We start from the raw sequence: 19561 nt of genomic DNA on the forward strand, positions 1-19561 counted from the left end.
TTTTCCAAAACTCTTCCTTAACTTAAAATATCTTTTTCTTTTGCCTTTTCGTGATTTGACAAAATCTCATTATACTTATCAGTTAACTTTTGAATTTCATCTTGTAATCTATGACTTTCATCTTCTGAAATCTTTTTTTCCTTTTCACTTTTTTTAATTTTTTCAATAGCATCTCTTCTTATGTTTCTTATTGATACTCTTCTCTCTTCTGTTAATCTTTTTACAAACTTAACAAGTTCTTGTCTTCTCTCTTCTGAAAGAGGAGGAAAGAAAATTTTAATTACATTCCCTTCTACCTGAGGGTTAAGTCCTAAATTTGCTTCATTTATTGCTCTTTCAATGTCTTTAATAATATTTTTATCCCATGGCTCAATAATTATTGTTTGAGGGTTAATTACATTAATTGATGCAACTTGATTTAAAGGAAGTTTCTGACCAAAATACAAGACTCTTATCTCTTCAAGTATCACAGGGTTTGCTTTACCTAATCTTATTTTTGAAAACTCTTCAAGTAAATTTTTTTCAACCTTTTTCATTAATGCTTCTGTTTCTTGAATTATCTCTTTCATATTTATCCTCCCTTAATAATTGTTCCTTCCTCTCCTAATATTGCTTTTATAATACCATCTTTTTTCTTTATATTGAAAACAATTACAGGTATATTTGTCTCTCTTGAAAGAGAAATTGCGGTTGGATCAAGTGCTCTTAAGTTTTTAATTAAAAATTCTGTAAATGTTATTTCTTTATAAAATTTTGCATCTTTATCTATTTTTGGATCTGAAGAGTAAACACCATCAACACTTGTTCCCTTTAATATAACATCAGCACCTATTTCAGACGCTCTAAGTGCCGCTGCTGTATCTGTTGTAAAATATGGGTTTCCTGTTCCTGCTGCAAAAATAACAATTCTCCCCTTTTCAAGGTGTCTTACAGTTCTTCTTCTTATATATGGTTCACAAACTTCAGTTAAGGTTAAAGCAGATTGAACTCTTGTCTCTAAGCCCATTTTTTCAAGAATTGATTGAATTAGAAGTGCATTCATAATAGTTGCTATCATTCCAATATAGTCTGATGTTGCTCTATCTATACCAAGTTTTTCTCCAAGAACACCTCTCCAAATATTTCCACCACCAATAACAATTGAAATTTGGACCCCCATCTCCTTAACTTTTTTAATTTGGAGACAGAGGTCCTTTATAAAATCTATATCATACTCCTCTTCTTTATTTCCTTTTAAAGCCTCTCCTGAAATTTTTAAGAGTATTCGTTTATAATCCATTTACTCTTTTTCCCCAACCTCAAATCTTACAAATCTTCTTACTGTAATATTTTCTCCAAGTTTTGCAATTGCATCTTTAATAATATCAATTACCTTTCTTTTATCATCTCTTATATATGGAAGTTCTAAAAGACAAACTTTTTTATAAAAATCCTCTAATTTTCCTTCAACAATTTTTTCAATTACTTGAGGAGGTTTATTCATATCTTTTAATTGTTCTCTTATAATTTCTTTTTCTTTTTCAACAACTTCTTGAGGTACATCTTCTCTTGAGATATATTTTGGTGAATCAAATGCGATTTGAAGACATAACTCATTCGCAAGTTTTTTGAAATCATCTGTTCTTGCTACAAAATCTGTTTCACAGTTTAGTTCAACCATTACTCCAATTCTTCCTCCAAGGTGAATATATGAGTGTATAATTCCTTGTCTTGTTTCTCTTCCAGCTTTTTTCTCTGCTTGTGCAAGACCTTTTTTTCTTAAATATTCAATTGCTTTTTCAACATCACCTTGAGTTGCCTCAAGTGCCTCTTTGCAATAAGAGATGCTTGCACCAGTTTTCTCTCTTAACTCTTTTATAAGTTCCATATTTGCCATATATTATTCCTCCTTTTCTTCAATCTCGTTTTTGTTTAATCCTTCTTTCATAAACTCTTCAATTTCTTCCTCACTTGTTAAGAATAGTTCTTCAACCTTTTCTTCTTCGCGAGGAATTTCAATAACTTTTCCTTCTTTTCCTTCAATCACAGCATCTGCAATAGCAGAAGTTATTAATTTAATTGCTCTAATTGCATCATCATTAGATGGAATTGGAATATCTGCAAGATCTGGATCACAATTTGTATCAACTATTGCAACAACATGTGATTTTACTTTTTTTGCTTCAATTATTGCATTAACATCCTTTTTTGTATCAGCAACAAAAATTACCTTTGGAATTTTTGGAATACCTCTTAATCCACCAAATAGTTTAAATAGTTTATCTTTTTCTCTTTTAAACTCTTTAAGTTCTTTATATGAATATTTTTGTGTATCTCCCCTCTCTTCCATTCTTATCATCTCTTCTAATCTATCTATTCTTTTTCTTATCTCATAGAAGTTTGTAAGTAATCCCCCAACCCATCTCTCATTTACATAGTACATTCCGCATCTTTCTGCTTCTTCTTTTACAACTTCCTGTGCTTGTTTTTTTGTTCCAACAAAAATAATAATTTCACCTTGCCTTATTAGATCTGAGACAAGTTTTGTTGCTCTATCAATTGCTTCTATTGTGTGTCTAAGGTCAAAGATGTGAATCCCATTTCTTTCCATAAAAATAAATTTTTTCATCTTAGGATTCCATCTCTTGACCTGGTGTCCGAAGTGTGCACCAACTTCAAGAAGTTGTTTCATTGTTACTTGCATATAACATATTCCTCCTTTTAGGTTTTTGTCCTCCGCTTCGTCATCTTCTCTTCACACCTCTTGAATTTCAAGAGGCACCTTGAAGAGAATCAGAAGCGTGTGTTTTTAAAATCTAAATCTTTATATCATAATTAAACAATAAAATCAATATAAGATTTTATTCCATTACCCAAACCCAAAATGGTAAAACAAATATTTTTTTATTATCGATATATATTTCATCCTCTTCATCAAGAGTTATTATTTTTAAATTGTCACATTTTAATTCATTAGATGCTTTTTTTAAGGCATTTATTTCTCTTTCTTTTACTTTTAAGTCATTTATAGAAATTGTAACTTGAATAAGTTCCGTTATTTTACCATCAACTAAAGTTAAAAAATCTACTTCGTTTTTATAATAATCTTTATAATAATAAATTTCATATAGTGGGGTTCTTATTTTTCTTTGAATTAATTCAATAAAAACAGCATTTTCTAAAATTCTTCCCATATCATCACTAAATTTGAAACCATATGCTTTTCTTAAACCAATATCAACAGTATAAATTTTCTTATTAGATAAATTTTGTTCTTTCAATGAATAAGAAAATTTTTTCAAAAAATAGAATATATTTGAGTCTTCTAAATAAGATATATAGTTAATCAATGTTTTTCTCGAAAGTTGATAATTTGTTTTAAACCATCTATACAATGAATTAATTGATAACAAAGTAGATACATTAGTAGTTAAATATTTAATTAGTTCTTTTAATAAAAAATTATTTTTAATTCTGTATCTTTCAATAAGATCTTTTAAATACATTGTTTCTAAATAATCTTTTAAAATTCTTATTTTGGTTTCTTTATCTTCTTCAATTACGACTTCTGGAAAACCACCAAATTCAAGATATTGATTGACTAAATTTAATATTTTAAACCTATCCTCAGAATAAATAGTTTTTTTATCAATAATAATATTGTAATATTTAAAAATTTCCCTTATAGAAAAAGGGAGAATTTCATAATTTATAGCTCTACCTCTTAGTTGTGTAGCTATTTCTTTACTCATAAATTTTGATGATGAACCTGTTAAAAATATTCTAAATTTTTGAGTATCATATAATCTTCTTACACCTATTTCCCAATCCTTTACATTTTGTATCTCATCAAAAAATATATAATTTATCTTTTTGTAAAATTCTGGATAAAGTTCTTTATATGATTCATAAATAAGCTCTAGACCTTTTGAATCTATTGGAAGAAGGCGAGGATCGTCAAAGTTTAAATATATTATCTGTTCTTTTGAAACCCCCTTATTTAATAAATTCTTCATAACTTGATAAAGAAAATATGTTTTTCCAGATCTTCTTGGTCCTGTAATTGCTATAATTTTATTTGTGTTAAGATTAATATTCAAATCTCTTTCTATTAACCAAGGTAAACTTTTTTCTTGTGATTCCAATATAACTCTTTTTATAATTGTTTTATCCATGTTGTCCTCCTTAGGGGACAAAATTTTAAAAATATTGTATCATATAGGGGACAAATTTCAAGAAAATTTAAAATGATATAATGATAAAGAAATTATTAATGGAGGTGAAATGTGAAAATTTTTATCTCTGTCGATATGGAAGGAATATCAGGTTTAACTTACTGGAAAGAAAAAGAGGAAAAAATAGAAAAGTTTATGACAGACGAGGTTTTAGCAGTTATAGATGGTATAAAAGATTTTAATAAAGAAGCAGAAGTTGTTTTATGTGATTCTCATGCTTACGGAAGAAATTTAGATATAAAAAGGATATATGATGATGTTAAAATAATTTCTGGTTATCCTAGAGAATTTTATATGATATCAGGAATTGATGATAGTTTTGATGCAGGGATGTTTATAGGTTATCATGCACCTGTTGGTTCATTAAATGGAGAAATGGATCATACATATTCAAGTTCAACAATATTTGAAGTTAAAATAAATGGAATTTCTATCGGAGAGGCAGAAATAAATGGAGCGTTTCTTGGAGAATACAACATTCCAGTTGTTTTAATTTCAGGTGATGATAAGTTAAAAAATTTTTCTCAAAAATTTTTCCCTCAAACAAAATTTGTTATAACAAAAGAATCTCTTGGTAGATTTTCTGCAAAACTATATCACCCAGATTTAATTCATAAAATATTAAGAGAAGAAGCAAAAAATTCTTTAAAAGAAATAAAAAATATAAAACCATTAAAATTTGATAAACCTATAAAAATAGAAATAACTTTTATAAACACTTTAATGGCGGAATTTGCATCACTTATCCCATTTTCAAAAAGAGTAGATGGAAGAACTATTTCATTTGAAAGCACATCTTTTAAGGAGATTTATAATTTTTTAATGGCAAGTTTATCACTTGCCTATAATGCAAAAAATTTTTAAAGAGGTTAAATATGGAGTATGATATTTTAGATATATCATTAAGCGAAAAGGGTTTTAAAAAAATAATTTGGGCTCAAAATGAGATGAAAGTTTTAGAGGTGATAAAAGAGAAATTTAAAAAAAATTTACCCTTTAAGGGTCTAAAAATAAGTTGTTCTCTTCATATAACTCCTGAGACAGCAAATCTTGTTATAACTTTAAAAAAAGGAGGAGCAGAAGTTTTTTTGTGTGCTTCAAATCCACTTTCAACAAAAGATGATGTTGCTGCATCATTAGTTAAAGATTTTGAAATTCCAGTATTTGGAATTAGAGGAGAAGATAAAGAAACTTATTTTAAACACATTGAGAATGTTATATTAAAAGAACCAAATTTAACTGTTGATGATGGAGGAGACCTTACAGTTATGATACATGAAAATTTTAAAGATAAAACTCAAAAAATAATTGGTGGTACTGAAGAAACAACAACAGGTGTTATTAGATTGAGAAGTTTAGAGAGAGAAGGAATCCTTCTTTATCCTATCATTGCAGTTAACAATGCAAAAACTAAAAGGTTTTTTGATAACAGATTTGGTACAGGACAATCAACAATTGATGGTTTACTTAGAGCAACAAATATTCTTCTTTCAAGTAAAACAGTTGTAGTTTGTGGATTTGGATATTGTGGAAAGGGAATTGCAGAAAGAGCAAGGGGAATGGGAGCACATGTTATTGTTTGTGAGGTTGATCCTGTGAAAGCACTTGAAGCATATATGGAAGGTTATGAAGTTATGAAAATTGATAAAGCAGTTCTTTATGGTGATATTTTTATTACAGCAACAGGAAATATAAATGTTATTAAAAAAGAGCACATTTTAAAAATGAAAGATGGAACAATTTTAGGAAACTCAGGGCACTTTAATGTGGAAATTGATATAAATGGTTTAAATGAAATTACTTTAGAAAAAAATGAGATAAGAGAAAATTTAACTGAGTATAAATTAATTAATGGAAAAAAAGTATATTTGATTTCTGAGGGAAGGCTAATGAATTTAGGCGCAGCAGAAGGGCATCCCCCATCAGTTATGGATATGAGTTTTGCAAATCAAGCTCTTTCTCTTGAATACCTTGTTAAAAATAAAGAGAAACTTTTAAAAAAAGTTTATGATGTACCAGAAGAAATAGATTATGAAGTTGCAAAAATAAAACTTAAAACTCTTGGCATAGAAATTGATGAATTAACAAAAGAACAAGAAAATTATCTTAAAAGTTGGAAAATTTTATAAAATAAAATTGGTGGCCCCAGGCGGAATCGAACCGCCATTGCCGCCTTGAAAGAGCGGTGTCCTAACCGTTAGACGATGAGGCCACCATGGTGAGCCGCGCAGGAATCGAACCTGCGACACCCGGCTTAAAAGGCCGGTGCTCTACCGACTGAGCTAGCGGCCCAATTTCATATTAATTTTACAAATTATTATAAATAAGTCAAGATATTTTATGTTAAAAATCATTGAAAAAATATAACTCCTTTTATAAAATAATAAAATTAGGAGAAAGAATTTGGTAATTAAGAATTTAGTTATAAAAAGAATGAAAAACTTCAATGGATGATGAATTTATCAAAAGACAAGAGAAAGGAAAAATCAATTCAGGTCATTTGAAAAGGAGAAATAGATTAAGCAAAAAGTATAAGAGAATTAGTATCTTGGTTTATGAGGATTTGTTTTTATAATTTTTCCTTCAAAAGCATAAATTGTTCTCTCACATAAATTTGTTATGTGGTCACCAATTCTTTCATAGTGTTGGCTAATCTGAAGAAGCGCATTTGCTCTTTTTATATTTCTTGGGTCCTCAAGCATGTATGTTAATAGTTCTCTAAAAATTTGCGAATTTAGATCATCAATAAGGTCATCTTCTTCAATTGTTATTTTACTTATCTCTATATCTTTTTCTAAAAATCCTTTAATTGCATTATCAAGCATTCTAATACATATATCTTTCATTCTTGGTAAATCTATTAAAGGTTTTAAATGTGGTTCATCTGCAATAGTCATAGTTATTTCAGCAATATCAACACAGTGATCTGCCATTCTCTCAAGGTCAATGTTATCAAATAAAATTGCACTAATTGTTCTTAAACTTTCTGCCTTCGGATCTTGTGTTGCAATTATTTGAAGCGTTTCTTTTTCGAGTTCCATAGATTTTTCATCAATTAAGTCATCTCTATTAATTACTTCATTACACAAATTTTTATCTCTCTCTTTTAATGCTATAAAAGATTTTTCAATTTGATCTCTCACAATAAGTGAGAGGTTTACCAACTTCTCTTTTAAATATAAAATCTTCTTTTCTAAAATTTCACTCATCTTTCATACTCTCCTTTTTTATCCAATTTTACCAATAAGATACTCTTCTGTTTTTTTATTTTTTGGAACAGTAAACAAATCGGTTGTAGTTCCAAACTCAACTAAATCTCCAAGATAAAAGAATGCAGTATAATCAGATACTCTACCTGCTTGTCCAATATTATGAGTTACTAATATAATAGTAACACTTTTTTTAAGTTCTATCATAAGTTCTTCAATTTTAAGAGTTGAAATTGGATCAAGAGCAGATGTTGGTTCATCTAAAAGCAAAATTTCTGGATTCATAGCAAGAGCTCTAGCAATACATAATCTTTGTTGTTGTCCTCCAGAAAGAAAAACTCCTCTTTTGAAGAGATTATCTTTTACCTCATCCCATAAACCACTTTTTTTGAGTGATTCTTCAACAATTCTATCTTTTTCTTCTTTTGAAAGTTTTACACCTGTTAAAATGTAACCTGCAATTACATTATCATAAATTGACATTGTTGGAAATGGATTTGGTTTTTGGAAAACCATACCTATTTTTTGTCTTACAATCATAGGGTCCATTTTGTATATATCTTCTCCATTCAAAAGAATTTCTCCCTCTACTCTTGCTTTAGGAACAAGTTCATGTAATCTATTAAGACATCTTATAAATGTAGTCTTGCCACAACCTGATGGTCCTAAAATTGAAGTTATTCTATTTCTGTAAATATCTAAATTTATATCATTTAAGACTTTATGTTCTCCAAAATAAGCATTTAAATTTTTAATTGATAAAATTACATTTTCCATCTTTTCTCCAAAAATCTTCCAATAATATTCATTGATAAAACAATTATAATTAAAATTATTGATGCTGCAAATGCTTGATTATGCCACTCCTTATATGGACTAGTTGCATAAACAAATATTACATAAGGAATTGTACTCATTGGTTTAAATATATTGAAATTTAAAAATTGATTTCCAAATGCTGTGAATAAGAGAGGAGCAGTTTCACCCATTATTCTTGAAATTCCAAGTAAAATTCCTGTTACAATTCCAACAAATCCATAGGGCAAAAGAACCTTTAAAACAACTCTATAATATGGAGCACCAAGTGCAATTGCACCTTCTTTTATTTCTTGTGGAACCATGTTTAAAATCTCTTCAGTTGATTTGATAACAATTGGAAGCATCATAATAGCAAGTGCTACACTTCCAGATATAGCAGAAAAATGTTTCAGCGGTTTAACAACCCAAATGTAAGCAATTATACCCATAACAATTGATGGAATACCTTGGAGTGTATCAACTAAAATTTTTACAAATTCTGAAATTTTTGTCTCTTTAAATTCTGATAAGAAAACTCCAACAATAATTCCAATTGGTATTGCAATTAAAGATGCAACTCCAACAATTATAAAACTTCCCACAATAGCATTTAAAATTCCACCCCCAGGTTCTCCAACTGGCCTAGGTAGAGAAATTATAAATCTTAAGTTTAAATATTTAAAACCTCTAATAAAAACAAAATAAATTATTAAAAATAAAGGAATTATTGAAAAATATGTAAAAATTGTAACAATAGTTTTAAAAAATTTATCTTTTTTTATTCTACTTTCATAATCATGATGAGAAACATTCATATTAGAAAGAAACCTTTCTTATTATTATTCTTCCCAAAATATTAATAATAATTGAAATTAAGAAAAGAATTAAACCTATTTCAATTAAAGAAGAGAGATGTAAAGTTGAAGTTGCTTCTGTAAATTCATTTGCAATTAAACTCGCCATTGTTTGTCCAGGAGAAAATATGCTTGTTGGAATTCTATTTGCATTTCCTATTACCATCGTTACAGCCATTGTTTCACCAAATGCTCTTCCAAATGATAAGAGAAAGCCTCCAAAAATACCTTTAAATGAAAACGGAATAAGCACTCCTTTAATAACCTCAAATTGTGTTGCTCCAAGAGAAATTGCACCTTCTTTTACCTCTTCAGGAACAAGAGAGAGTACCTCTTTTCCTATTGATGCTGAATATGGAATAATCATAATTGATAAAATCAAAGATGCAGTAAAAATCCCTACACCTATTGGTTGAATACCAGTTTTCATTTGTATATTTCTTATGAATGGTGCAAGAATAAATAGCCCCCAAACACCAATTACAACAGAAGGAATTCCAGCAATAAGCTCAATTAATGTTTGAATTAATTTTGAAATTGCTTTATTTTTTAAAATCTCAGATAAATAAATTGAAATAGAAAGCGAAAATGGTATTGTAATTAAAAGAGAAATAAAAGAAGTTAAAAGAGTTCCAATTATAAAAGGAACTGCTCCAAATTTTAGGTTGACAGGGTCCCACTCTTTTGTAAAAAGAAATTTTAATCCAAATTCTTTTAATGATGGGATTGATGAGAAAATAAGTGAAAGAAAAATCGCTGATAAAAGAAAAATCATTAAAATTCCACCAAGAAAAAGGACAATTTTAAAGACCCTGTCAACCTTCATCTCTTATTTTAAATTATACTACTTTATTGGTTTTCCACCAAAGGTTATACTTTTAATATTTTCTTCATTAATTTTTTTGACAGCATCTGGTATTTTTCCATATAAAAGTTGTTCATTGTATTCTTGTGCTTCACTATTCATCCATTTTAAAAGATTAAAAAGTGCTTTTGCTCTATTTAAATCTCTTCCACCATAATTTTGCTCTTTATAAACAATAATCCATGTGAAACTTGATATTGGATATCCATCTGGGTTATCTGTGTCAACTATTGAAACTTTTGTATGTTTTGGAATTGAAACATTTGCTGCAGCAGAAACTGCTTTTAAATCTGGATTAACAAATTTACCAGATTTATTTCTAACCATAGCATAAGGCATTCCATTTTGTTCTGCATAAATTTTTTCTACATAACCTATTGCACCTGGTGTTTGTTGTACAATACCTGCAACACCAGCATTTCCTTTACCACCTAAACCAACTTTCCAATTAAGTGATTTGCCTTTTCCCATTTCATTTTTCCATGTTTCACTCACCCTTGAAAGATAGTCACTAAAAACAAAGGTTGTTCCACTTCCATCTGACCTATGAGCAACTGTTATATCTAAATTTGGTAATTGAATATCTGGATTTAGTGATGTTATTCTTGGATCATTCCATTTTGTAATTTTTCCCATAAATATATCTGCAATTACATCTCCTGTAAGTTTTAATTTTGGGTTTCCTGGTAAATTATAAGTAACAACAACTGCTCCAAGAGCAACTGGTATATGAATTATTTCTGCCCCTGCCTTTTTTTCTTCCTCATCTGTCATTGGTGCATCAGTTGCTCCAAAATCAACAACTTTTTCAATTAATTGTTGTATTCCACCACCAGATCCAATTCCTTGATAGTTTACTTTTACTAAACCTTGAGTTTTAGTGTTATAAACATCAAACCATTTTGTATAAAGTGGTTGCGGAAATGTAGCTCCTGCACCTAAAAGTTCAACTGGTTGTGCTTTTTCCTCTTTTTTACAACCATAAAAAGATAATAATGAAACAACTAGCCCTAAAATAATAAGGCTTAAAAGAAACTTTTTCATAAAAACCTCCTAAATAGTTCTTTCACAATTAAATTTTTACAATTATCTGTTAACTAAAATTAATTTTTTTGTTAATTTTCTGTTAAATTTTGAGGAAGTGTGATTTTAAATTTACTTCCTTTACCTAATTCGCTTTCAACATCGATTTTACCTTTATGAAGAGAAATTATATGTTTAACAATAGAAAGACCAAGGCCAGTTCCACCAGTTTTTCTTGATCTTGATTTATTAACAACATAAAATCTTTCAAAAATTCTATTCAAATGTTCTTTAGGAATTCCAATTCCACTATCTTCAATTTCAAATATTGCATTTTCACTATCTTTTGAAAAAGTTATTTTTATATAACCTTTATCTGTATAATTTATTGCATTATCTAATAAATTAATTAATGCTTGTTCAATTTTAAACTCATCTCCCCAAATTGTTGTATCATCTGATTTTATATCTACTATAACTTGAAGGTTCTTTTCTTTAATTTTATTCTCAAATATTTTCAGAGTGTATTGTATAGTTTCTTTAAAATCAAATTTTTTTATTTCAAACTCTCTTTTCTCCTCTAATTTTGATAGAGTTAAAAGATCATTTATAATATTAATCATTCTATCAATATTTCTTTTTATTATTTCTAAATAATTTTTGCTTTTAATTTCATCCTCAATTGTTTCTATAAAACCTTTTATTGCCGTAATAGGTGTTTTTAACTCGTGTGATGCATCTTTTACAAAATCTCTTTTTATTTCTTCAAATTTTTTAATAGAGGTTATATCAAATATTGAAAATACCTTCTCTTTTGTTTTTTCAATTGAATTTTTACAAATTAAATAAAATTTATTTAATTTTTCAAACTCCAATTTTTCATAAGAGTCATTTTTTAAGCCTTCTTTAATAAAATTAATAATATCTAAATCTTTTATTATTTCCCAATAATATTTTTTTAAAACATTTTTTTCGTTAAAAAATTCTTCAAATTTTTTATTTGCAAATGTAATTTTACCCTGAGAGTCTATTACAAATATAACTTCACCAGTAGAAGTAAGAATTGAATTTAATCTTTCTCTATCTAATTCAACTTGAGTTAAGAGATTTTCAATTCTTTCTCCAAGAACATTTATATTTTCTCCTAACTCTTTAAACTCATCTTCTCTTAAAATAATCTTTTCTTTGTAATCTCCTGAGAGAAGTTTTGAAATTTTTAATTTAATAAGTTCTAGAGATTCTTTTAAATTTTTTGAATAAAGATAAAAGATATAAAAACCTATTAATAGTGAAATAATTGATATTAAAGCAATTTCAAAAATAAGCATAATAATAACATTATTTAATTCTTTTAAAGATAAACTTACTCTTGAGATATAAATTTCATTATTTATATTTATTGGAACAGCAATATAAAGCATATCCTCTTTTGTGGAAGTTGAAAATCTAATAGATTTACCTATATTCCCATTTAATGCTTCAATTATTTCTGGTCTTGTTTTATGATTCTCCATTGTTTCAATATCCAAAATTGAATCTCCAAGAACAACTCCATTTTTATCAATAATTGTTATTCTAAAACCCTTAAGAGTTCTAATTTTCTTTACAAAATTATCTATTTCTTCAATTTTATTTGATTCAACAAGATTTTTAACCTCTTCTGAAATTGAATTAGCAATCATAATTAAATTAGATTCATAACTCTTAATAAATTCTCTTCTTATATAAATTGATGATATTGAGAGAATTAAAATAAATGAAATTAAAATTGATATTAAAATTTCTCTAATTAATTTTTTCTGTAGATTACTCTTCTTCAAATTTATATCCAACTCCTCTCACATTTTTAATTAAATTTCCATAACTTTTTAATTTATCTCTTAGATGTTTTATATGAACATCAATAGTTCTATCAATAACAATCTTATCCATTCCCCATAATATATCCAAAAGTTCTTCTCTTGAAAGAACTTCACCTTTTCTTTTATAAAGTGTTAGTAAAATATTAAATTCGGTTTTAGTTAAATCAATCTCCTCATCATTAATAAAAACTTTATACTTTTTTGGATAAATAATGAAATTTTCATTTATTTTTATTTTTTCCTCCTCTTTAATATGTTTTGTCCTTCTTAATAAAGCCTTTACTCTTGCTAAAAGCTCTCTTACTGAAAATGGTTTTACAATATAATCATCTCCTCCTATTTCAAAACCAACAACTTTATCTATTTCACTTCCCTTTGCTGTTAATATTATAACAGGTGTATTTGGATATTTATCTTTAATCAATTTTATAAGTTCGAACCCCTCAATATCTGGAAGCATAAGATCTATAATCATTAGATCAAATTTCTCCTTTTCTAATGCTTTAAGAGCACTTAGTCCATTTTCAAAAAGATATGTTTTATAACCTGAATTCTTCAAGTTAATATCAATAAGATCTAAAATGTCTCTTTCATCATCAACTATTCCAATTTTTCCATTCATTTTCTTAATAAAATTATACAATTTCTTTTATGTTAAAATTTAAAATATGAATAGCGATTTACAAAAATTAAAAAATCTTATTGAATCTTCTTATAATATTGTTGCTTTAACTGGTGCGGGAATTTCAACAAATGCAGGTATTCCTGATTTTAGAGGACCAATGGGAATTTATACAACTAAAAGATATGATCCAGAAAAAACATTTGATATAAATTATTTTTTTATAAATCCCCAATATTTTTATGATTTTGCAAGAGATTTTATAACACTTCTTGAAAAAGTTGAACCAACTTTTACTCATAAATTTCTCGCAAAGTTGGAAAAATCTGGAAAGCTTAAAGGAGTAATAACACAAAATATAGATATGTTGCATGAAAGAGCAGGAAGTAAAGTTGTAATAACTCTTCATGGTTCAATTGAAAAATCTTATTGCTTAAATTGTGAAAAAGAATATTCTCTTAATCAAATGAAAGAGAAGATAAAAAATGAAAAAATTCCAAAATGTGATATATGTGATGGGTTAATTAAACCAAATATTGTATTTTTTGGTGAAAGTGTTCATGATTTTGATAAGGCAATAGAACTTACCAATAAAAGTGATTTACTTCTTGTTATTGGAACAAGTTTAAAAGTTTATCCAGCATCTTATATTCCAAATTATGCATCTGGAAAAATTGTTATTGTGAATAAAGGTGACATTTCTTTAAAACAAATAAAATATGACCTTTATATAAATTCAGATATTGATGAAGTATTTAGAGAATTAGATGAAATTTTAAATTTGGAGGTTTAAGATGATTGAAGAAAGAATTAAAGAACTTGGATTTTCTTTACCAGAACCATCAAAACCTGTTGGTTCATACATTCCATGTAAAAGAGTTGGGAATTTAATTTTTCTATCTGGTGTCATTTCTGAAAAAAAGGGAAAATTAGGAAAAGATCTAAGTGTTGAAGATGGATATGATGAGAGTAAAAAAGTAATTTTAAAACTTCTTTCAAATTTAAAAGAATTTTTAGGAACACTTGATAAAGTAAAAGAAATAGTTAGAGTTGAAGGATTTGTTGCATCTTCTGAAAATTTTTTTGATCAACCAAAGGTTATAAATGGTGCAAGTGATGTACTTTTTCAAATTTTTGGTGAAAGAGGAAAACATTCTAGAATTGCAGTTGGTGTAAAAGAACTTCCTTTAAATTCGGCAATTGAAATTTCTATGATTGTGGAGGTTGAAGAATGAATAGAGAAGAAGCAATTAATTTAATCAAAGAGAGGCTTCAAGATGTAAATTTGATTAATCACTCAATAGCAGTTGGTGCAATTATGAAAGGAGTTGCTAGATATTTAAACCAGGATGATAAAAGATGGGAGTTGTGTGGAATATTACATGACATTGATTATTCAGAAACAAAAGATGATCCTTTTAAACACTCCCTAATTGGTGGTGATATTTTAAAATCAATGGGTTTTGATGATGAATTTGTTAATGCTGTTAAATCTCATAATGAAAGACATGGAATTCCAAGAGATTCTTTGCTTGCAAAAGCACTATTTGCAATAGATCCTCTTTCTGGTTTAATTGTTGCGACTGCCCTTGTGATGCCTGATAAAAAACTTCAAAGTGTTAAAGTAAGTTCAGTTATGAAAAAATTTAAAACAAAAGAGTTTGCAAGAGGAGCCGATAGAGAACAAATAAAAACTTGTGAGACAGAACTTAATATTCCACTTGAAAAAATTATTGAAATTGCACTTGAATCAATGAAGGAGATTGCAGAAGAAATTGGTCTTTGATGATTTATTAATTAATTTAGATTTTATAAATTTAAAAGTTAAGATAAAAGACAATAAAATAATTGGAACAGAAATTCTTTTTAATGGTGAAGAAAATTTTAATAGAAAATATAAAGAGATTATTGATGAGATAAAAAATTATTTTTATGGTAATAAAGTAAAATTTGATTTAAATTTTATATCATTTGACTCACTCACAAATTTTCAAAAAGAGGTTCTTATTCTTCTTTCAGAAGTCCCAAGAGGAAAGGTAACTACTTATAAAAATATTTCATTAAAACTAAAAAAGGAAAAAGTATATAGAGCAGTTGGAAATGTTATGAAAATAAACCCTTTTCCAATTATTATTCCTTGTCATAGAGTTATAAAAAGCGACCTCTCTTTAGGTGAATATCGTTATGGAAAAGATTTAAAAAGAAAAATTCTTGTTTTTGAAGGAGTTAAATTTTTAAATGAAAATGAGATCAAAAGAGAATGTGTTTATAATTAAGAAGATGAAGAAATTTATAATTTTTTTATTAATTTTATTTTCTATTTCTCTTTTTTCCTGTAAAAAAGAGATAAAAACTATTAAAATTGGAATAAACATAGATTATCCTCCATTCTCATTTAAAGAAAATGAAAAATTGGTTGGCTTTAATATAGATTTTTTAAATCTTCTTTTAAAAGAGTTAAATTTGAAAGGTGAATTTTTAGAAATAAAGGATATTAATTTTGAAATTCTTTTAAATAATGAAGTTCAATTTATAATAGGAGGATACCCTTTGAAATATAAATATCCTCAAGGTGTTTCAATAACTATGCCATATTTTGATCTCTCATATTATCTTATTTCAAGAGTCGATATGCCAATTGATTCAATTAATTCTCTTGAAGATAAAAAACTTATTCTTCCAATGTATACTTTTGCTGAAGAGATTGTCAAAAATGTAAAAAATCTTATAAAAATTCCTTATAAGAATTTTAATGAAGCAGTAATAAGTTTAGAAAATAAAGATGCAGATGCAATTCTTATTGAAAGAACATTTTTTGATATTTATAAATTAGATGAAAATAAATTTTTCAAAGCAAAAGTTTATGATAATGGGTTAGTTATTGTTCTAAAAGATGATAATAATGATTTAAGAAATAAAATAAATAATGCAATTTCAAAGATAATCAATAGTAAAGATTATAAAAAATTAATTTTAAACTGGTTTGAGGAGGAGAGATGAAAAAGTTTAGAGTTGCTGTTTATGGAACAGGTGCAATGGGAACTGGGATTATTTCTTTAATTCTTGAAAAAGAGAATTTAGAATTAGTAGGTGTAATTTCAAAAAGAAAAGAGAGAGAAGGTTTAGATGTTGGTGAAATTTTAGGAAGAGAGAAGATAGGAATTAAAATTGAATTAGATCCATTGCAAGTTATAAAAAAAGGTGTTGATGTTATAATTCACTCAACTTGTTCAAGAGTAAAAGATGCTTATCCAGAGATTGTGCCTCTTTTAAAAAATAGAGTAAATGTTATTACAATTGCTGAAGAGATGTCTTATCCATGGAGAGCATCAAAAGAACTTGCAGATTCACTTGATTCTATAGCAAAACAAGGAGGAGTATCACTTCTTGGAACAGGAGTTAATCCTGGATTTGTATTGGATACATTAATTATTGCATTAACAGGTGTTATGAAAAAAATTGAAAAAATATATGCAAAAAGAGTTAATGACCTTTCTCCATATGGACCATCTGTTATGAAAACTCAAGGAGTTGGAACAACTCTAGATGAATTTAATGATGGCTTAAAAAGCGGTGAAATTGTTGGACACTTTGGGTTTCCTGAATCAATTAGTATGATTTGCGATGCTCTTAATTGGAAACTTGATAATATAATTGAATCAAGAGAGCCAATTATATCGAATGTGTATAGGAAAACACAATATGTTGAAGTAAAACCTGGAATGGTTGCAGGTTGTAAACATGTTGCGAAAGGGATTGTTAATGGTGTGGAGAAAATAATTCTAGAACACCCACAACAAATTTTACCTCACCTTGAAGGTGTTGAAACAGGAGATTATATTTTTATTGAAGGCGAACCGCCTATAAACTTTGTTAATAAACCTGAAATTCAAGGTGGAGTTGCAACAATTTCAATTGCTGTTAATATGATACCTCTTGTTTATGAAGCAAGACCAGGATTAATTACAATGAAAGATCTTCCTGTACCAAGATTTTTGGTTTGATGGTTATTAAAATTTTAACATTAATAATTTGGATTTTATGGTTGATTATCTATTGGGGAGGGGGTGTTAATTTATTTAAAACATTTATAAGGTCATATAAGATAAAATCATATTTTTATGATAAATTTTTTATTTTAGGACTTGTTATCTTATCCAATATAATGCTTTGGACAGGATATTTTTCAATAAGATTAAATTTAAACTTTAAAATCTATTTAAATGGAGATTTTTATAATATTTTCGGATTTTTAATGGTTTTAATTGGCGCTCTCTTATCTTTTTATGGAAAACTTCAAATGAGAGAATCTTGGAGCGCATATACAAAACCAAATGATAAAATGATTATTATTGATAAAGGTTTATACTCGATTGTAAGACATCCTATATATCTATTTTCAATTTTTATGACTATAGGAACTGTTTTAGTTTTTCCCTTTTTATGGAACTTTATTTGTGGTTTCTTAATGGTTCTTCTTTATATTTTTAAAATGAAATTTGAGGAAGAAATGCTTATTAAAACTGTTCCTGAGTATAAATATTATATGAAAAGGGTAAAATACAAACTAATACCATTTTTATTTTAAAAATCTTTTTTAGAAGGGTTTTTTTTCTTTATTGACTTATAATATATAGGGTTGTAAATTAAAATAAAGACCTTTAATTATTAAGGAGGATATAATGGATAAAAATATAAATCTTACACCTCAAGCAAAACTCGTTCTTGAAAAAAGATACCTTAAAAAAAATGAGAAAGGTGAGGTAATTGAAACACCTTTTGAATTATTTGAGAGAGTAGCAAGAGTAATCTCAAATATTGATAGAATTTATAACAAAGATGTAGATATTGAAAAAGTATTTGAAGAATTTTTAAATATGATGGTAAATTTAGAATTTTTACCAAATTCACCAACACTTATGAATGCAGGTAGAGAATTAGGAATTCTTTCTGCTTGTTTTGTTCTCCCAGTTGGTGATTCTTTAACAGAAATTTTTGATGCGGTAAAATACACAGCTTTAATCCACCAATCAGGAGGCGGAACAGGGTTTTCTTTTTCAAAATTAAGACCTAAAGGTGATATTGTGAAATCAACTATGGGTGTTGCATCAGGTCCTCTCTCATTTATGGAGGTTTTTGATAAAGCAACTGAAACAATAAAACAGGGTGGAGTAAGACGTGGTGCAAATATGGGAATCTTAAGAGTTGACCATCCAGATATTTTAGATTTTATAACAGCAAAAGATAAAGAAGGTGTTTTAACAAACTTTAATATTTCTGTAGCAATAACAGATTATTTTATGAATAAATATTTTAATGATGAAGAATATGAATTAATAAATCCAAGAGATGGGAGAATTTGGAAAAAATTAAAAGCAAGAGAAGTTTTCGAGCTAATTGTTGAACACGCTTGGAAGAGTGGAGACCCAGGAGTCATTTTTATAGATAATATAAACAAGAAAAACCCAACTCCTCATCTTGGAGAAATAGAATCAACAAACCCATGTGTTGTAGGAGATACATTAGTTTATACAGAAAGAGGTTTAATTAAAGCCAAGAATTTACAAAAAGGTTTAAAAGTTTGGGGTGGAGATGGTTGGAATGAAATTACTGAGGTTATTAATAATGGGGTTCAAAAAGTTGATAAAATAATTATAGAATCTGGACTTAATTTAAGAATCACAAAAGACCATAAATTACTTACTGAGAATGGTTGGAAAAAACTAGAAGAAATAGAAAAAGGAGATAAAGTTTTTGTTCCATTAAATATGCCTGAGATCAAATCCAAAGATATAGATCTTGAATTTTATGAACTATTAGGTTATTTTTTAGGTGATGGCTCTTTAAGTAATACTAATCATATAACTCTTCATGTTGGAAATGAAAAGGAGCTAATTAAATATTTTTCACCAATTCTTAAAAAATATTCTGGTTCATCTTATGTTATTGAAAGAGATAATCAATATATATTAGACACCCATAGAAAAAACTTTGCTGATAAATTTAGAGAAATTTTTAATATTGAAATTTCTAATGCGCCAGAAAAATTTATACCTGATAAACTGCTTGAAAATGGAACTGATGCAATAAAGTCAATTTTAAGAGGCTTATTTA

Annotated in this window: 22 protein-coding genes and 2 tRNA genes; 10 read left to right on the top strand and 14 right to left on the bottom strand. The window is 27.5% G+C overall.

The features are described from left to right. Positions 1–17: 17 nt before the first annotated feature. The 5 genes from frr to N3D74_04040 form a co-directional block, all read right to left on the bottom strand. Entirely contained in the window at positions 18–569 is a 552-nt protein-coding gene (gene frr / locus N3D74_04020; GenBank protein ID MCX8095333.1) for a ribosome recycling factor, read from the bottom strand. Between the two features lie 2 nt (positions 570–571). Then, entirely contained in the window at positions 572–1279 is a 708-nt protein-coding gene (gene pyrH, locus N3D74_04025; protein ID MCX8095334.1) for a UMP kinase, read from the bottom strand. Next, positions 1280–1876: a translation elongation factor Ts gene (gene tsf / locus N3D74_04030; GenBank protein MCX8095335.1), complete on the bottom strand. Its 597-nt coding sequence runs from the start codon at positions 1874–1876 to the stop codon at positions 1280–1282. A gap of 3 nt (positions 1877–1879) precedes the next feature. Further along, positions 1880–2683, bottom strand: coding sequence for a 30S ribosomal protein S2 (rpsB, locus tag N3D74_04035; GenBank protein ID MCX8095336.1), 804 nt, complete (start codon positions 2681–2683; stop codon positions 1880–1882). 157 nt (positions 2684–2840) lie between these two features. Beyond that, complete coding sequence (locus tag N3D74_04040) at positions 2841–4154, bottom strand: ATP-binding protein (protein ID MCX8095337.1); 1314 nt, start codon at positions 4152–4154, stop codon at positions 2841–2843. A gap of 111 nt (positions 4155–4265) precedes the next feature. On the opposite strand from N3D74_04040, the gene N3D74_04045 reads away from it, so the two are divergent. Then, positions 4266–5078 (top strand): M55 family metallopeptidase, encoded by an 813-nt coding sequence (locus N3D74_04045; protein MCX8095338.1) that lies wholly within the window; start codon positions 4266–4268, stop codon positions 5076–5078. An 11-nt stretch (positions 5079–5089) separates the two neighbouring features. Further along, the gene (gene ahcY, locus N3D74_04050; protein MCX8095339.1) at positions 5090–6343 is read left to right on the top strand and encodes an adenosylhomocysteinase; all 1254 of its coding nucleotides are present in this window, start codon (positions 5090–5092) and stop codon (positions 6341–6343) included. A gap of 8 nt (positions 6344–6351) precedes the next feature. Here ahcY and N3D74_04055 read toward each other — a convergent pair. The 9 genes from N3D74_04055 to N3D74_04095 form a co-directional block, all read right to left on the bottom strand. Next, positions 6352–6426, bottom strand: a tRNA-Glu gene (locus N3D74_04055). Between the two features lie 4 nt (positions 6427–6430). Next, positions 6431–6506 (bottom strand) — tRNA-Lys (locus tag N3D74_04060). 248 nt (positions 6507–6754) lie between these two features. Continuing rightward, the gene (gene phoU, locus N3D74_04065; GenBank protein ID MCX8095340.1) at positions 6755–7423 is read right to left on the bottom strand and encodes a phosphate signaling complex protein PhoU; all 669 of its coding nucleotides are present in this window, start codon (positions 7421–7423) and stop codon (positions 6755–6757) included. 18 nt (positions 7424–7441) lie between these two features. After that, a complete protein-coding gene (pstB, locus tag N3D74_04070) occupies positions 7442–8200 on the bottom strand; it encodes a phosphate ABC transporter ATP-binding protein PstB (protein MCX8095341.1) in 759 nt (252 codons plus the stop codon). Then, positions 8188–9036 (bottom strand): phosphate ABC transporter permease PstA, encoded by an 849-nt coding sequence (gene pstA, locus N3D74_04075; GenBank protein ID MCX8095342.1) that lies wholly within the window; start codon positions 9034–9036, stop codon positions 8188–8190. The genes pstB and pstA overlap by 13 nt, the downstream gene beginning before the upstream one ends. Position 9037: 1 nt before the next feature. After that, complete coding sequence (gene pstC / locus N3D74_04080; GenBank protein ID MCX8095343.1) at positions 9038–9901, bottom strand: phosphate ABC transporter permease subunit PstC; 864 nt, start codon at positions 9899–9901, stop codon at positions 9038–9040. Between the two features lie 18 nt (positions 9902–9919). Next, positions 9920–10984: a phosphate ABC transporter substrate-binding protein PstS gene (gene pstS / locus N3D74_04085; protein ID MCX8095344.1), complete on the bottom strand. Its 1065-nt coding sequence runs from the start codon at positions 10982–10984 to the stop codon at positions 9920–9922. Positions 10985–11055: 71 nt separating this feature from the next. Next, positions 11056–12783, bottom strand: coding sequence for an ATP-binding protein (locus N3D74_04090; protein ID MCX8095345.1), 1728 nt, complete (start codon positions 12781–12783; stop codon positions 11056–11058). Next, positions 12770–13447, bottom strand: a complete 678-nt coding sequence (locus tag N3D74_04095) for a response regulator transcription factor (protein ID MCX8095346.1) — start codon at positions 13445–13447, stop codon at positions 12770–12772. The genes N3D74_04090 and N3D74_04095 overlap by 14 nt, the downstream gene beginning before the upstream one ends. 46 nt (positions 13448–13493) lie before the next feature. Here N3D74_04095 and N3D74_04100 point away from each other — a divergent pair, with 46 nt between their 5' ends. From N3D74_04100 to N3D74_04135, 8 genes are all read left to right on the top strand, one after another. Beyond that, on the top strand, positions 13494–14240 hold the full coding sequence (locus N3D74_04100) for an NAD-dependent protein deacylase (GenBank protein MCX8095347.1): 747 nt from the start codon (positions 13494–13496) through the stop codon (positions 14238–14240). A 1-nt stretch (position 14241) separates the two neighbouring features. Next, complete coding sequence (locus N3D74_04105) at positions 14242–14682, top strand: RidA family protein (GenBank protein ID MCX8095348.1); 441 nt, start codon at positions 14242–14244, stop codon at positions 14680–14682. Beyond that, positions 14679–15233, top strand: a complete 555-nt coding sequence (locus N3D74_04110) for an HDIG domain-containing protein (protein MCX8095349.1) — start codon at positions 14679–14681, stop codon at positions 15231–15233. Before N3D74_04105 ends, N3D74_04110 begins: the two co-directional genes overlap by 4 nt. Beyond that, entirely contained in the window at positions 15211–15723 is a 513-nt protein-coding gene (locus tag N3D74_04115) for a methylated-DNA--[protein]-cysteine S-methyltransferase (GenBank protein MCX8095350.1), read from the top strand. The genes N3D74_04110 and N3D74_04115 overlap by 23 nt, the downstream gene beginning before the upstream one ends. After that, positions 15686–16447, top strand: a complete 762-nt coding sequence (locus tag N3D74_04120) for a transporter substrate-binding domain-containing protein (GenBank protein ID MCX8095351.1) — start codon at positions 15686–15688, stop codon at positions 16445–16447. Before N3D74_04115 ends, N3D74_04120 begins: the two co-directional genes overlap by 38 nt. Further along, entirely contained in the window at positions 16444–17451 is a 1008-nt protein-coding gene (ord, locus tag N3D74_04125; protein MCX8095352.1) for a 2,4-diaminopentanoate dehydrogenase, read from the top strand. The genes N3D74_04120 and ord overlap by 4 nt, the downstream gene beginning before the upstream one ends. Next, on the top strand, positions 17451–18035 hold the full coding sequence (locus tag N3D74_04130; GenBank protein ID MCX8095353.1) for an isoprenylcysteine carboxylmethyltransferase family protein: 585 nt from the start codon (positions 17451–17453) through the stop codon (positions 18033–18035). The genes ord and N3D74_04130 overlap by 1 nt, the downstream gene beginning before the upstream one ends. Positions 18036–18129: 94 nt before the next feature. Beyond that, on the top strand, positions 18130–19561 hold a 1432-nt coding region (locus tag N3D74_04135; GenBank protein ID MCX8095354.1), incomplete at its 3' end, for a ribonucleoside reductase class II.

This window comes from Caldisericia bacterium (assembly GCA_026414995.1).
Lineage (GTDB): Bacteria > Caldisericota > Caldisericia > B22-G15 > B22-G15 > JAAYUH01.

Coding starts and splice junctions, on each gene's coding strand:
- ord (MCX8095352.1), top strand. CDS start 16,444: ATGAAAAAGTTTAGAGTTGCTGTTTATGGAACAGGTGCAATGGGAACT.
- N3D74_04040 (MCX8095337.1), bottom strand. CDS start 4,154: ATGGATAAAACAATTATAAAAAGAGTTATATTGGAATCACAAGAAAAA.
- rpsB (MCX8095336.1), bottom strand. CDS start 2,683: ATGCAAGTAACAATGAAACAACTTCTTGAAGTTGGTGCACACTTCGGA.
- tsf (MCX8095335.1), bottom strand. CDS start 1,876: ATGGCAAATATGGAACTTATAAAAGAGTTAAGAGAGAAAACTGGTGCA.
- N3D74_04110 (MCX8095349.1), top strand. CDS start 14,679: ATGAATAGAGAAGAAGCAATTAATTTAATCAAAGAGAGGCTTCAAGAT.
- pstB (MCX8095341.1), bottom strand. CDS start 8,200: ATGGAAAATGTAATTTTATCAATTAAAAATTTAAATGCTTATTTTGGA.
- N3D74_04105 (MCX8095348.1), top strand. CDS start 14,242: ATGATTGAAGAAAGAATTAAAGAACTTGGATTTTCTTTACCAGAACCA.
- N3D74_04095 (MCX8095346.1), bottom strand. CDS start 13,447: ATGAATGGAAAAATTGGAATAGTTGATGATGAAAGAGACATTTTAGAT.
- pstC (MCX8095343.1), bottom strand. CDS start 9,901: ATGAAGGTTGACAGGGTCTTTAAAATTGTCCTTTTTCTTGGTGGAATT.
- N3D74_04120 (MCX8095351.1), top strand. CDS start 15,686: ATGAAAATGAGATCAAAAGAGAATGTGTTTATAATTAAGAAGATGAAG.
- frr (MCX8095333.1), bottom strand. CDS start 569: ATGAAAGAGATAATTCAAGAAACAGAAGCATTAATGAAAAAGGTTGAA.
- pyrH (MCX8095334.1), bottom strand. CDS start 1,279: ATGGATTATAAACGAATACTCTTAAAAATTTCAGGAGAGGCTTTAAAA.
- N3D74_04100 (MCX8095347.1), top strand. CDS start 13,494: ATGAATAGCGATTTACAAAAATTAAAAAATCTTATTGAATCTTCTTAT.
- pstA (MCX8095342.1), bottom strand. CDS start 9,036: ATGAATGTTTCTCATCATGATTATGAAAGTAGAATAAAAAAAGATAAA.
- pstS (MCX8095344.1), bottom strand. CDS start 10,984: ATGAAAAAGTTTCTTTTAAGCCTTATTATTTTAGGGCTAGTTGTTTCA.
- phoU (MCX8095340.1), bottom strand. CDS start 7,423: ATGAGTGAAATTTTAGAAAAGAAGATTTTATATTTAAAAGAGAAGTTG.
- N3D74_04130 (MCX8095353.1), top strand. CDS start 17,451: ATGGTTATTAAAATTTTAACATTAATAATTTGGATTTTATGGTTGATT.
- ahcY (MCX8095339.1), top strand. CDS start 5,090: ATGGAGTATGATATTTTAGATATATCATTAAGCGAAAAGGGTTTTAAA.